A 13,766-nucleotide genomic window follows, 5' to 3' on the forward strand; every position below is an offset into this window, starting at 1 on the left:
GCGAGAGATCCGCATCCGGCTTGGGCAATAAACAGACTTGGAGCGGAGCAGCTGTGCTCCAATGTGCGCTTGAATCAGGTCAACTCGGCCTATGGCCGATTTCTTCCATAACGTTTGATTTGCGAATCGTGGGCCTCGCTGCTTGGACAAGGTGGTTGGAAACGGTGCGTAGTCACTGCGTTGGCCGACCGATGTGTTCGGTCTGCATCTAAGCAAGCTAGCGTCGCTCGACGGTAATAGACGAATTGGTAGTGATGATTCGCGCCGTCCTTTGTAAAGACAAGGGGGGTTAACCGGAGCCAGTGGGCTTCGGACATGCTGCAAGTCTTGGCTTGCGGTCGGGGGGCGAGACAATGCCTGCGTTGCGGCGAAGCGTAGTCGTGCATACGAACTTGGCAGGTCACATGTTGCGCGTCCAATTCGCCCGACGAAGCGAAAATGGCGTGCAAGTTCTGACCATGGGACAGTTGGTCGCCCGCTTGGCAGGTGGTTTGCTGCGGCCGGTTGATTCGGATGTCCTGGTCCAGACAGCGCGCGAGGCGCTTTCCGCGGTCGACATGGGAGAGCTCGAGCCAATCAAGGACCTTCCGGGCATGCCGAGCGCGGTCGCCGGCACGCTCGACAAAGTCTGGCGCGCTGGTGTTCGGCTCGCCGAGTCTGGTCATCCCCGCCTAGCTGCATTGGCCCGTCTGGAGGAGGAGATCGTGGGCCGCCTGCCCGCCTCGATGAGGAGGCCCTCGGAGCTGGTCGAACTGGCGTCGCTGCGCCTTGAGCTCGCGAAGACCTTGATCGGTCCTGTGGAGATTCATGGCCATAGCGAGATGTCCCCGTGTTGGCGTCCCTTCCTTGCGCGGCTTGCTGAAGTCGTTTCGGTGAAGTGGATGGCGGGCGCGCGACGCGCGCCGCCATGGTTAGTCGTAACAAAAGTGGTGGTGGAAGCGACCAAAGCATCGGGCACCGCGTTTGCTGTGCGTTCTTGTGCGAACCAGCAGCACGAAGTTATCGAGGCGTTCCGGTGGATACGCTCGTTGCTGGCAGGCGGAACGCCTGCTTCGGACATCGCCATCGTAGCTTCCAGCCCGGGCGAGTACGATGATCACGTACTCGCGCAAGCGGCCGACAGTGCTCTTCCGATTCACTTCGTACATGGCGTTAAAGCCGTGACGGTGTCCGATGGACAGGCTGTCGCCGCGCTCGCGGAGATTCTGTTAAAGGGCATCTCCCAAGAACGATTGAAAAGATACCTTTCGCTGGCCGGGGGCGCGCCCGCGCTGCACGCTCTGTTTCGGAAGTGGGTTGGGCTCGTTCCTTCCGATGCTCCGCTAACAACATTGGCGAGATGGGAAGGGGCATTCAAACGCGTCCATCCGTCGGACTGGCCCGATGGGCAGGATCGTTCCGCGGAATTGGTGGACGCGCTGCGCCTGCTTGTTGGCGGGGCGGACCGGGTCGACGACGTAGGAGAGACGTTGCTCGCCGGCACCCAGCGTGCGCTGTGGAGAAGGGCGCTTATGGATGGGCCCGCAGCAGCACTTCCCGTAACATTGGGCCGGTTGCGAGTGGACGACGGTGTCGAACCTGCATCGAGCGTCCTGTGGACCTCGGCCATCGCCCTTGCGTCTTCGCCACGACCGAACGTTTGGCTCCTGGGTATGAACGCCGGAAGTTGGCCCCGCCGCATATCGGAAGACCGGCTTATTCCCGATCACGTCCTGTCGATCGAAGAACTAGATCCGCTTCCTATCGCCGACGGTGACAAGCGAGATTTTGACACGATCGTCTCCAGTGCCTCGAATGTAATGACGTCGTTCAGCCGACGCGACGCCGGAGGCCGATTGCTGGGACGGTCACCGCTGATCTCCGCATCGAAAGTCCTCCATCTCGACCGTGCCCGCACCCCCGAGCATGCTTTCAGCGAGGCGGACCGTCTGCTTGCGCGGGCTCAAGAATTCGCCGCCATGCCGGTCGCCGTGTCCGGTCTCGGCTGTTGGCGGGATTGGTACCGCGATGACATCACTCCACATGACGGTTTGATCGCGGCAGGACACGAGCGGTTGCGGAAACTGTTCGAACGGCCACTGTCGGCCACGTCTTTGAAGTTGCTCCTGCGCGATCCGATGCGTTTCGTCTGGCGGTACGCGCTTGGCTGGAAAGCTCCGGAAGATGCGGAAGAACCTACATCGTTCAGCCCGCTTCATTTCGGTAATCTCGTGCACGCTTCGCTCCGCGGTGCCGTCAATCAATTGGAAGCCTCTGGCGGATTGGCGGGCGCAGGCCGGGCGGCGTTAAGCGCCGCGATTGATACCGCGCTCGTCGCCGCCGCCTCGGACTGGGAAAGCGAGTTGCCGATTCCCCCCAACGTGATCTGGCGGGATGCCATCGATAAAGCGCGCGCGGTTTCGCTGGCGGCGCTTTCCTACCCACTTCCTCAACTGCCCGGACAGCAGACTTGGACAGAGATCCCGTTCGGAAGATCCGATGTTGATGACGGCGTCGCACGGGAGCTCCCGTGGAAGCGCGATACGCCGGTGAAAATTCCGGGTACTAAACTCAAGATCGAGGGCCTGATAGATCGGCTCGATCTCTCCGAAGACCGATCAAAAGCGCGCGTGATCGACTACAAAACCGGCAAGGCGAGCAAGAAGATGCCGGAGACGATCATCAAAGGCGGCAGCGAGTTGCAAAGGTGCCTCTACGCCTTTGCCGGGAAGGAGCTTATCGGAAGCGGCATATCCATCGAGGCGGCACTTCTGTTTCCGAAGGCGCCGGAGGGCGAGGGGCTATTCCCGCTGGATGATGTCGATGCAGCTCTGAGGAAAGTGGCCGCAGCCGCAGCGCTCGCGCATGACATGGTGATGTCCGGTTTCGCAGCGCTCGGCACCGATGCGAACGATGCCTACAACGATCTTGCTCTGGCGCTTCCTGCCAGCGCCGGATATCTGCCGCGAAAGATGCCGCTCGCCCAAGTGCGCCTCGGACAAGCCGCTAACGTCTGGAGCGAGCCATGATCTTGCTTCCCGATATTGAGGCGCGGAGAACTGCGCTGACCGCCGTGGATCGCACGCTGCTAGTCGAGGCAGGAGCAGGTTCCGGTAAGACTTCCCTGATGGCGGGACGCGTCGCGGTGCTCTTGTCGAGAGGCACGGAGCCTAAGCATATCGCGGCCATTACATTCACAGAGTTCGCCGCAAGCGAGCTTCGCCAACGTATAGAGCGGTTCATCACCGAACTGTCGCTTGGCGAAGTGCCGAAGGATCTGCTTCAAGCATTTCCTGAAGGTGTGAATGCCGCCCAGAGGGGAAATCTCTCGAAGGCACTTAGCGCATTTGACCAATTGATGTGTGGCACGATCCACGGTTTCGCACAGGCGCTGATCAAACCTTATCCCGCCGAGGCCAATATCGATCCAGGCGCCGACATTGTGGATCCCGCGGAAGCCGAGCTTGCTTTCCAGGAGCGTTACGATGCCTGGCTCCGGTCGCAGCTGTCGGGTGACCATGACGACGGTCTAGTCGCTCAAATCGTGCTTTCCGATGTAGACCGTGGATTGAAGTTCGTTGCCGAGCTCGCTCAATTTCTCCGGAAGAACCGTGATGCCACTTGCGCGCAGATTGGTTGGTCGCACCATGGATTGGCCGACCTGACGGCGGCCGTGGCTCAGTTTCAACAGGATCTGGCCGGGTACGACTTTCTGGAACAGCAGACTTCGGAATGCTGCAAGGTGCTCGGAGAGATCGTCAAGACACTTCAGGGGCATGGGCTCTCAGTGCCGAATCCAAGCAACGCAGCATTGGTCGCTGCTCTCGGTTTTCACAGGCATGAGACGTGCTTCACTCAGGACGGAAAGCGACGACAGCTTCGCGCCTCCACGAAGTGGCAGGAGGCCGCAGCTAAGGCCGGCCGACCGAAGACAGCCGGGAAGATCGCATCGGAAGCTTTGGTGCTTCGATACGATGCCTGCCATGCGGCGATTTCGACCCTAATGGGAGCGGTTTCGCAAGAACTTCTTCTGCGGCTTTGCAGCGATATTGCACGGTTGCGGGAGGACTGGCGCGCCTACAAGAGGGCGGCCGCGTTGCTGGATTTCGACGATCTTCTCTATAAGGCCAGAGACCTTCTCGCCAACAACGCGGATGTGCGAAAAGCTCTTTCCAACCGTTTCCGCCATGTCCTGGTCGACGAGTTTCAAGACACCGATCCACTTCAGACCGAGATACTGTGGTTGCTGTGCGGCGATGACAGCGACGGGGAGCCGCTGTCTCGTCCGCTGCGTCCCGGTGCCCTGTTTCTCGTCGGCGATCCGAAACAAGCCATCTATCGCTTTCGTGGAGCAGACGTGAATGCGTACATCGCCGCGCGAGCGGCGATCGCCCCGGATGCGCTTCTGAAGATCACCGCAAACTTCCGCTCTGTCGAACCCATCCTCGGTTTCGTGAACAAGCAGTTCCAACAGGTACTGTCCGAGAGCGCCGGCCAGCCCGGCTTTTCGGAATTGTCTCCGGTCGATCCCGCCGGCGCCGATCCAGCCGTGGTAGCGCTCGACATCATGGTGGATGAAGAGAAGCCGAGCGCCGACGCGATCAGAGATGCAGAAGCGCTGGCGGTGGCGAACCTCTGCAGCCGTTTGGCTGGAAATCTCCTGGTGCGAGATCACCACACGAACGAACTCAGGAAGTGTCGCTTCGGCGACATCGCTCTACTGGCACCTGTCGGCACCGAGTTGTGGAGGTTCGAGGAAGCTCTCGAGGATCTTGGCATCCCGGTATCGACCCAGGCAGGCAAAGGCTTCTTCGGGCGCCAGGAAATCCAAGACCTCGTCGCGCTTACCTGCGCCTTGGCCGATCCGAGAGACAGCTTGGCTCTGGGGGCTTTCCTACGAGGTCCGATCGTCGGTCTGACTGAGACCGAACTTCTGGACATCGTCGAGCACTTGCCGATCAATCCGGATCAGCCCGAGCGGTTGCCGATGCTGTCGCTCCGGACCAATCCGGATCACATAGCCAACGTGACCGCTAGCAACGCCATACGCATCCTCGCGTTCCTCCGTAGCCAGGGGCGCAAGACGACCCCATATGCGCTCCTTTCCGACGCAGTCGCCGCTTTGCACATTCGACCCCAGCTACGTCAGCGGTTCAGGGAGGGTACCGAGCGGGCAGTGGCAAACGTGGACCTGTTTCTCGAATTAGCTCGAGCATACGATGTGCGCGGGCTGCGTGCTTTCGCGAGGGACATGAGGGCGAACTGGGAGGAAACCGTTCGCCAGGTTGAAGGTCGGCCCGATGCTGAAGAGCAGTCCGTTTCCTTAATCACGGTGCATTCCGCCAAAGGTCTGGAATGGTCCGTCGTGATCTCTCTGAACGTGACGGGCAGGCCGCAATCGGAGAGTGGCTTGGCGCACGACAGATCGAGCAATCTTTTTTCTATCCCCGTGCTAGGCAACGATCCTCCCGATTACGATCGTATTAAATCGAAGAACGTCGTCGAGTCGACGAGGGAGCGGGTACGGCTCTGGTACGTCGCAACGACGCGAGCTCGCGATCTCCTGGTCCTACCGCGGCATTCTGCGAAAATATCGGATGAAAGCTGGATCCGCATTGTTGACTTAGGATTGGAGAATTTGCCTGCCTTGAACGCGTCTGGCTATGGAGCACCCGGTGGAGCGCCGGCGACGTCCGGGGAGAACCTGCAAACCCGCGAGATATTTGCCGCCGAGGCCGCGGTGATTGTAGCCAACAGAAAAGCCGTGACATGGCGACGTCCAAGCCGCGCGGAGCTTGATCTCCAAGAATCCAGCGCTGTTGAGGCCGCGGCGACGAGCGAAGCTGTCGAAGTCCCACCGTCCGTTGTTGTAGGTAGTTCAACCCGAGGCGTCATCCTGCATAAGCTTATCGAGGAAATACTGACGGGAGAGACGAACGGCACGTTTGAGCAGCTGGAAACGCGGGCTTGCGACCTCCTGAAGCAGGCAGGCTATGAGGCTGCGCAAGGTCCTAAGGACGGCATCTCGGCTGCCGAATTATCCAACACAGTGATGAGGACGCTCGCGCTGTCGGAGATTAAAGAACTGAGGGGTCGGCTGGTCCCAGAATTCCCGGTGTTTGGATGCTCGAGCACCGGGGACGGTGAAACGCTCATTTCAGGTCTGGTCGACGCTGTTGCAGTCGACAAGACCGGCGCCATTGACGTTGTGATCGATTGGAAAAGCGATGTGGCACCTGATATGGCAACACTCGATCATTACCGTCAACAGATACGAGACTATCGCAGGCAAACCAAAGCCAAGAGGGCGCTTGTGGTCTTGATGACAACGGGACAAGTAATTGAAGTCGCCGCGTGAAGTTGGCAATGACGACGCGTCGGTTAGATCCAGTAATGCTATCTCTCCGACGGGAGTCCTTGCATAAAATCCGCGCCTAACATGCGGTGAAATTGATCCTATCGAGCTTAAGGGGGGAGGGATGCGTCGCCGTGACGGAACGCCATTGATGGTCATGAGTGGCCAAGCATCTGCATTAAGCAGGATGGATCTAGCGGGGAGCGACTATGACGAAGCATGGCTTCAGCGTCTCCTATTCCAAAATCCAAAGCTGCTCCCGACTGAGCAAATTGAGCCGGGCTTCGGCGATCTCGTTTCAATTTGTCAAGAGCTTCCGCTTGCCTTCGGACCAAATCGTTCTGGTGCACTCGACAATGTCTTTGTCACTGCGGAAGGTGGGCTGTTTTTCGTCGAGGCAAAGCTTTGGCGAAATCCCGAAGCGCGCCGGGCCGTCGTTGCACAGGCAATTGAGTACGCAGCAGCGATCTTCCGGATGAACTACCTGGAGTTTGAAGCCGCCGTAATGCAGGCCCGCGAGAATTTACCTAACCAGGTTGATTCTCTATTTGATCTAGTAAAAGCCGAGAAGGGGGAGATCGGCGAGGCCGACTTTATCGATGCAGTAACGCGAAACCTTCGAAGGGGACGAGCAATCATCGCTGTCGTTGGTGATGGTATCAGAGAAGATCTTGAATTATTGGCTGAGCTTCTCCAGACGCACGCAGGAGATAGATTTACGTTTGCGCTGGTCGAAATGGGCCTCTTCGAATCAACAGACAAATCGCTTCGAATCGTTGTGCCGTCCGTTCTCGCCAAAACGGCTCTCATCGAACGGGGAGTTGTACAGATCTTGGATGGTCAGGCTGGAGGGCAGCAGATTATTATTAATAGTCCCAGCCCGGTTTCGCCGCTCACTCAGAAGCCGCGATCGATCAGCATGGGTGAAGATGAGTTCTTTGAGCGTTTGGATCGAAGAGATCCAGGATCCGCGGCTGTCCTGAAGTCGTTTCTATCAAGGGCCGAGAGCCTTGGCGTGACAGCCGACTGGCAAAGGGCTCTGAACCTGAAGCATCCATTTCCGGAGGGGAATCCCTTAAATCTTGGTACGATCGACAAGGACGGCTTTGTCGAAACTTCCCCAGCTTCATGGTGGGACCGTACGAAGCTTGGTCGCAGTTATAACGAGGCGCTCGCCAAAGAAATCGGCGGTCTAGTTCGCGACATGAAAGACGGGACGGAGTCGGCCGCGCGAACAGCCGCTGGCAAAATGCCCCGGCTCATGGACTTTCTTCCTGCTCACGAAGAAGCGTGGTTGAACGCGATGTCGCGCTACATCAAGGATGCGTTAGATACGACGACAGAGTCATAGCAGCCAGCCGCCAGGTGAGCTCTCACAAGATGAGAAGATGTGAGTAGGTCGATTGTCCATGACCGATTAGTCGTGAATCGATCAGTGTAGCGGCTTAGGTGCATGGGCGTGATATCAATCGGAGAGCGAGTTCGTTCGTTTCGCGCAATGACGGTCAACCGACTGGAAATGCCATAAACAGAAAATACGGAAGGTGGGATGGAGTTAAGTTGGGGCATTCTTGGGCCAGACATGTTGTCGACGACCCGCCGGACGCGCACCCTAGGTCTCGGTTCGGTCGTTCGAAGCTTTAATGATCTAGCCGTCCCTGGAATGGGAGGCGTTTGGTTCGGCAGACAGATAGTTCTCGCCCTGCTCGGCATTGATCTCGCGACCGAAGCAAGAGCGCGAGGGCATAAGGTCAGTAATATTCAGGTTGCCAACGCCGTTGAAGCACTTGGATGCTGGTCCGCATTGCAGAACTCTGAGGCCGTCGATCCGCGCGTGCGAGGTCGCCGCAAATTGCAGGGGCGGGCGGATGTCTCATTTCGCAGTCTCATTCGTCCAGGCGCCTACGTCACGCAACCCATGAGGATGGCAACCGGGCAATGCTTGTTGGCGCTCGACCTGGTCCGCTCCTCCAAAGAACGATTCAACTCATATCAATGCACGGACGAGGCGCTGCGACTGCTTGATGTCGCATTTGAAGGGTTTTCGCCAAACCGACGTCCTGTTCGGAGCAATTTGCTCCGATGGATCGACGGCGACGCAACTTGTGTGAGCACAACTGAATCGCGTAACGCGCTGGCTTCAAACGGAGCGCTAAATGCGGCCGCGCGAGAGATTATCAAAGAACGCGTCGTTGCGTCTGATTCGTCCGGACGACGCCAAAATCTATTACTTTGGATGAATACGCTGAGTCACCCTGACGGTGGCCCGAGCACCGCAATTCGATGGGATAAGAAACCGGAATGGATCGATGAAGGGCATTGGCGCGATCTAAAGGTCGGATCTGAGTTCTTCGTTGCGCGAACTAACGCAATCTCCGTTCTAGACACAATTGAGGAGACGATCGGTGGGCTAAGCGACCGAGTGCTTGACATTGCGTATCATGTACCCCGGATAGCCGAGACAGCTATCGAAACGTTGCAACGCAGCGCGGACGCTTTCCTTAGCTCAGGCTTCGATCCTTCACCTGAAGGCCAGGCTAGCGTCTTTTGCGCGCAATGTAGCGGGTCGGTCAAGAAGGCCGCGGTCGTGGCTTCGCTTGTCGAGCGAGATGATCGTGTGCTTCGCCTGCGTGGTACCCAAATCGTACCGGGGCCGGCATTTGTGGGTCGTGCCGCAGCTAGAACGGTCGACGATACGGACGAGACCACGTCCGAAGGGCCAATTGAGACGTTAGGTGCGTCGATCAGGTGGCCCGACGGCATTTCCTTCCGGCTGCCCAATCTTCATCTGCTGAACGCAGATCTGAAGGGCAATCTAAATCAAGTCCTTTCGTCGTAGGTGATTGACGATGTGGAGCAGTCAAGCGGACAGGCCGCCGTCGCTAACGCAGCTATTCGAGCCACCGGACGGCTTTCGTTCGCAGTTCGGATGGTTGTGCGGGTTTTCAGCCGATACACATTTCCTGAACGACGCCGTGGAGAAGTTCACACAAAAGGTATCGCAGCAGAGAGCCTACGAGGGGAGCATCGCGATTGCTTTGATGCTCGACTCCGGCAATGCACAAATTACCTGCACAGACGTGCCTGGGTTGCTGCATCTGCCGTTGACGCGCTCTGCCGATCGGCCGTTCAATCTGCTGCACGCGAAAGTCGCGGTGCTTGGATTTCGCCATGAAGTAGACCCGCGCAGATGGATCGCACGGCTCATCGTTTCGACGGGAAACTGGACTCGCGAAACGCTTGAGCAAAGCTTAGACCTCGCTTGGACTGTGACAATTTCAAGCGATCAGCTCTCGACCCAGCTCAGTGATTCTTCAAGGCAAGTATGCGCTGATTTCAAACAGGGTTGGGATGCCATCTTATGGCTACGACAGCAATTCGATCAGCGTGCACTCGACGCCGGATCAGAAGACCGGCTGGATTTACGTAAATCTCTCGACGCTTGGATGGCTCTGGTCGCTTCGAAACGGCAGCTTGGTCCGGCGCGTGTGTTCGACAATCGCCGGCGCGGCCTGCTCGACCAATTGGCCCACCTCATCCATCCCGACAACGATCAGCCTATTGCGCGAAATTACCTCGCTATGGGATCCGGTTTCTATGAGGCGGCCAGTCGCACCAACGGGGGCGTTCCCGCTGTCATCAAGGAGGCGGTCGGGATCTTGCGTCAGGCCGGCCTGCTCACCGGGCGCGCCGAAATTGATGTCTATGTCAACCAACGTAGCTGCCAGGCGATGGCATATGCTGGGGCGGCCTTTGAAGCCGAAGGATGGTCGATACGAGGGCCGGCCCATCTGAGCTGCTTCAGGGAACCCCGAGAGCTGCATGCCAAATTCATATTTGGAGCCAGCTATCGGCGCAATTCGACCCTGTGCGGCAACGCTTGGTTATACCTCGGATCCGGAAATCTCACGGGTCCTGGCTTCCTGCAGAAAGCGTCGCGTCGTGGCGGCAATTTTGAGGTCGGCGTGGTGTTAACTGAAGGCAATCTAGTCTGGGAGCGCAAGAAGGGCGACAAATCATCCTTGGCCGTGACTGACGTTTTGCCGCTGCAATGGTCCGAAAAGTTCGAGTCGACATCTGATGCATTGCTTGAAGGCTTGGGGATGGAGGAGCGTGGCGACGCCTACGTCTCTGCACCAGTCGCATTCTTGATTTGGCGGTCAAATCGGGATCAGTCAGGAGGTGTTGTCTTTACTTCCGACGATATCGTTGAAGAGTTTGCCGTTTTCGACGGCGACGTCGCGTGTCACATGGAGCCCGGCAATCATTTCGTTTGGCTCAGCGCTAAGCCCGCACAAGTGCTTATTCGCTGGGGACTCGGCGACCAGGCGGGTGCGGCATATGTTCCAGTCTTGGATGAGTTTGGCCGATTGGCCGGAGCAGAACTCAAGCCGGTTGATGTCGATCAAGCCTGGTCCATGCTGTCGTCATTCCCCGAGTCGCCAGAAATCGATGATCTGCCTATTGTAGAGCCGGATCCAGGGCAGGGCCACGCGCCTTCTTCGGCAGCTGTCGGAGCGGCTCAATACCCCATCAGACAGCTGATGGAGCTCATGGAAAACATAGCGAGCAAGCAGACAGCCATGGATCGCGAAAGTTGGCCGGCTTGGTGTAATCGACTGGAGCAATCTCTTACATTGGCCGCCAACAGCGCTGTGGTCGTTGCGAGCCGAGCGCTTGGTTTGAATCTTCTCTCGCCGCTATGGGCGGCACCGTTTCGGCCGACGTTCTGCAACCGACCGGGTAGCGCAGAAGCAACTCGCTATGAGGACACCCTTCGTCGAATCGAAGACGCTTGGAAGATCTCGACCTTGGACAGATTGGGAGTGGGATAATGCATGCGACCTTCGAGGGCTGGCATGTTGTCGCGCACAAGCTGAGAGAGATCGCGAGAAGCGACGCTGCTCGCTTTAATGACGGTCAGGTGGCAACCATCAATGCTATCAGCGAACGCATCGCCGCGAACGGACTTATTCTTGCCGATGAGGTCGGGATGGGAAAGACGCGTGTCGCCGTTGCGGTCATTCGCGCTGTCACCGAGGCCGGCGGCCGTGTCGCCATCATCGTCCCGCCAGGACTGGGATTCCAGTGGGGTGATGAGCTATCCGCTGGTGGGATCCAGGACACGCCATCGCTTCTTCGAAGTTTCGATGCCTATTTGACCGCATGGCGCTCGGACGTTCCAGTTGCCGTCAAACCTTGGTTCGATCGCAGCGTAGTGCTCATCTCTCACGCATTCTCCAATTGGCGTTTGCGCGAGACGAGCAAAATGGAAAGGTGGGCCCTTTTCCCTGCGCTTTACTGCGAATGGAGAAAGCAAACGCGCGGCAGATATCCGCGCGGCTATTATGAAAGTGAGCACTATCCCGGTCCGCAGATTCGCGCAGCGGCGCAGAGCATTTGCAGTAACGCATCTGCTCAAAGTGACCAATCGCGTCAGCTGCTTGAAGAAATATGCGCGGTAATGCCTTGGCCCGAGGCCATGTCAGGCGCAGGGTACGGCAGGTCTGAGCCGTTGAGACCGCTTCTCGAAAAAGCGGTTGGGCTTGGGCTTGGACTGTTCGATTTGGTCATCCTCGATGAGGCCCATAAGAGCCGGCATGATGATAGTGTTCTCTCAAGGCAGTTGAACAGTATCGTCCAGAAGTCCAGAACAGCAAGAGTTCTTGCGATGACGGCGACACCAGTCGAACTCGACACGAGCCAATGGTGTCAAATATTACAACGAATCGCAGTTGAACCGTCCGCGATGGAGCAGATTGAGAACAGCATCAAGTCATATGCAGATGCAGTTAAGCGCGTACGCTTTGTCTGGAAGACGAGCGAAGACGCGCGAGCTGCCTACCAAAAGGCCGCTCGCACATTTGAGACGGCCCTGAAGCCATACTTACTTAGGCGGGATAAGCGAGAAGACTCCGCAGTAATGGCGTTCAAGAAGGCTGCCGGGGGGGAAGTTGATCTCTATCGATCCGAAAAGGAGATCAGAGTGCGCGTCGATGATCTCAATGTCAGTTGGAAGAAAGTAGTGTGCGCAGCCGAGGCGCTTTCTTTCGTTGCCACCGGGGCCGCGACGCCATTTTCGAAGCGCTTACGCCTCACGATAGGGACTGGTCACGGCATTGGAAACGTCGTGGATTCGTTGCATCGAATCGAAACTGACTCGCCGCAGAATGCCGAAGATCAAGCCACGACGGAGCACCTCAACGAATACGGTCAAGACACGCGAGTATCAGAAGATAGGGCGCAGTGGTGGCTCAATGTGCTCAAAGCCGCTGCTCCAGGCGGTGAAGGCGGCTTATTTCAGCATCCGGCCATTTTGGCGGCGGTTTCTGCTATTGAAGCCTACACCGACGCAGGCGAAAAAGTGCTTGTTTTTGGCCGATACACGAAACCACTGCGCGCTCTCACCGAGCTGTTGAATGCGAGAGAGATGTTGCGCTGTCTAAGTACTGGAAAGCTATGGCCCCAGTCCAAGGTGGTGAGCGGCTCGGAGCGTGACGAATGGGCTGCGATAAGGGTGGCGCATGCGCAGATGGCGTGCGCGTTCGGCGTCGACGAGGTCGATATGATGCTCGACGCTCAATACCGAAAACTGGAAACACGCCGAGAGTTTCTGCGGGGTTCTTTGTTTCAAGCCGTGGACGAGAGCCGCTTTCCAATGACAGACGATGAAGCGCGGCTGTTCGAGCGAGCGAAGAACGCGCCCGATGTAACAAAGGCGCTTATCGCAAGGGCGGTCGACGAACTTATCGACGGATCCACTGAGCCGGATCTAGGGCAATGCGCGGAAGCGTTTATCGAATTCCTGAGGGCTCTCCGCGACCGAGATGAGGGAGATCACAATGGAGATGGAATTCTCGATGAGGAGGAGATCGATGCCTTGTGGCGCGATATCGAAGCGAGAATCCACGATGAGTACCGCGCTCAAAGTGGGACATTCGCAAGCTTGATGCATGGCGAAACAAAGCTGACAACCAGGCGAACGCTTCAACTGGCTTTTAATCGGCCGAGTAGCTATCGCCGCGTGCTTGTCGCCCAATCGATGGTCGGCCGGGAAGGCCTCAATTTGCATCAGGCCTGTCGATCGATTGTCTTGCTGCACGCCGAATGGAACCCGGGAGTCGTCGAGCAGCAGATCGGGAGGATTGATCGCGTTGGTAGCCACTGGTCAAAGCAACTTGCTCAAGCACTGAAAGACGGCGACATGCCTTTGCCGCAGATCGAGGTGCGGCCTGTCATTTTCGAGGGGACGTATGACGAGCATCACTGGACTGTGTTGCAGCAACGATGGGATGATTTGCGAGCTCAGTTGCATGGGGTTGTGGTCCCTCAACGGCAGCGAAAGACAGACGATCCTGCCGAGAGTAGTATTATTAAGGAGCTGGACCGATCGGGACCAAATTTCTCACCTACGATCTTGCGTTACCCGTGA

The 13,766-nt window shown here is 57.6% G+C and carries 6 protein-coding genes; all 6 read left to right on the forward strand.

The features are described from left to right. Positions 1-443: 443 nt before the first annotated feature. A complete protein-coding gene (locus NLM27_RS34670; protein ID WP_254147542.1) occupies positions 444-3,008 on the forward strand; it encodes a PD-(D/E)XK nuclease family protein in 2,565 nt (854 codons plus the stop codon). Then, positions 3,005-6,337 carry an exodeoxyribonuclease V subunit beta gene (locus NLM27_RS34675; protein WP_254147543.1) on the forward strand — a complete coding sequence of 1,111 codons (3,333 nt, stop codon included), beginning with the start codon at positions 3,005-3,007 and terminating at the stop codon, positions 6,335-6,337. The genes NLM27_RS34670 and NLM27_RS34675 overlap by 4 nt, the downstream gene beginning before the upstream one ends. 121 nt (positions 6,338-6,458) lie before the next feature. Continuing rightward, on the forward strand, positions 6,459-7,685 hold the full coding sequence (locus NLM27_RS34680) for a hypothetical protein (RefSeq protein ID WP_254147544.1): 1,227 nt from the start codon (positions 6,459-6,461) through the stop codon (positions 7,683-7,685). Between the two features lie 198 nt (positions 7,686-7,883). Further along, positions 7,884-9,173, forward strand: coding sequence for a hypothetical protein (locus tag NLM27_RS34685; RefSeq protein WP_254147545.1), 1,290 nt, complete (start codon positions 7,884-7,886; stop codon positions 9,171-9,173). 10 nt (positions 9,174-9,183) lie between these two features. Next, positions 9,184-11,169 carry a hypothetical protein gene (locus tag NLM27_RS34690; RefSeq protein WP_254147546.1) on the forward strand — a complete coding sequence of 662 codons (1,986 nt, stop codon included), beginning with the start codon at positions 9,184-9,186 and terminating at the stop codon, positions 11,167-11,169. Then, entirely contained in the window at positions 11,169-13,766 is a 2,598-nt protein-coding gene (locus tag NLM27_RS34695; RefSeq protein ID WP_254147547.1) for a DEAD/DEAH box helicase, read from the forward strand. The genes NLM27_RS34690 and NLM27_RS34695 overlap by 1 nt, the downstream gene beginning before the upstream one ends.

This window comes from Bradyrhizobium sp. CCGB12, from assembly GCF_024199845.1.
Taxonomy (GTDB): domain Bacteria; phylum Pseudomonadota; class Alphaproteobacteria; order Rhizobiales; family Xanthobacteraceae; genus Bradyrhizobium.

Excerpts from the sequence above, each read along its gene's own strand:
- NLM27_RS34675 (WP_254147543.1), top strand. The coding sequence starts at position 3,005 with ATGATCTTGCTTCCCGATATTGAGGCGCGGAGAACTGCGCTGACCGCC.
- NLM27_RS34680 (WP_254147544.1), top strand. The coding sequence starts at position 6,459 with ATGCGTCGCCGTGACGGAACGCCATTGATGGTCATGAGTGGCCAAGCA.
- NLM27_RS34685 (WP_254147545.1), top strand. The coding sequence starts at position 7,884 with ATGGAGTTAAGTTGGGGCATTCTTGGGCCAGACATGTTGTCGACGACC.
- NLM27_RS34690 (WP_254147546.1), top strand. The coding sequence starts at position 9,184 with ATGTGGAGCAGTCAAGCGGACAGGCCGCCGTCGCTAACGCAGCTATTC.
- NLM27_RS34695 (WP_254147547.1), top strand. The coding sequence starts at position 11,169 with ATGCATGCGACCTTCGAGGGCTGGCATGTTGTCGCGCACAAGCTGAGA.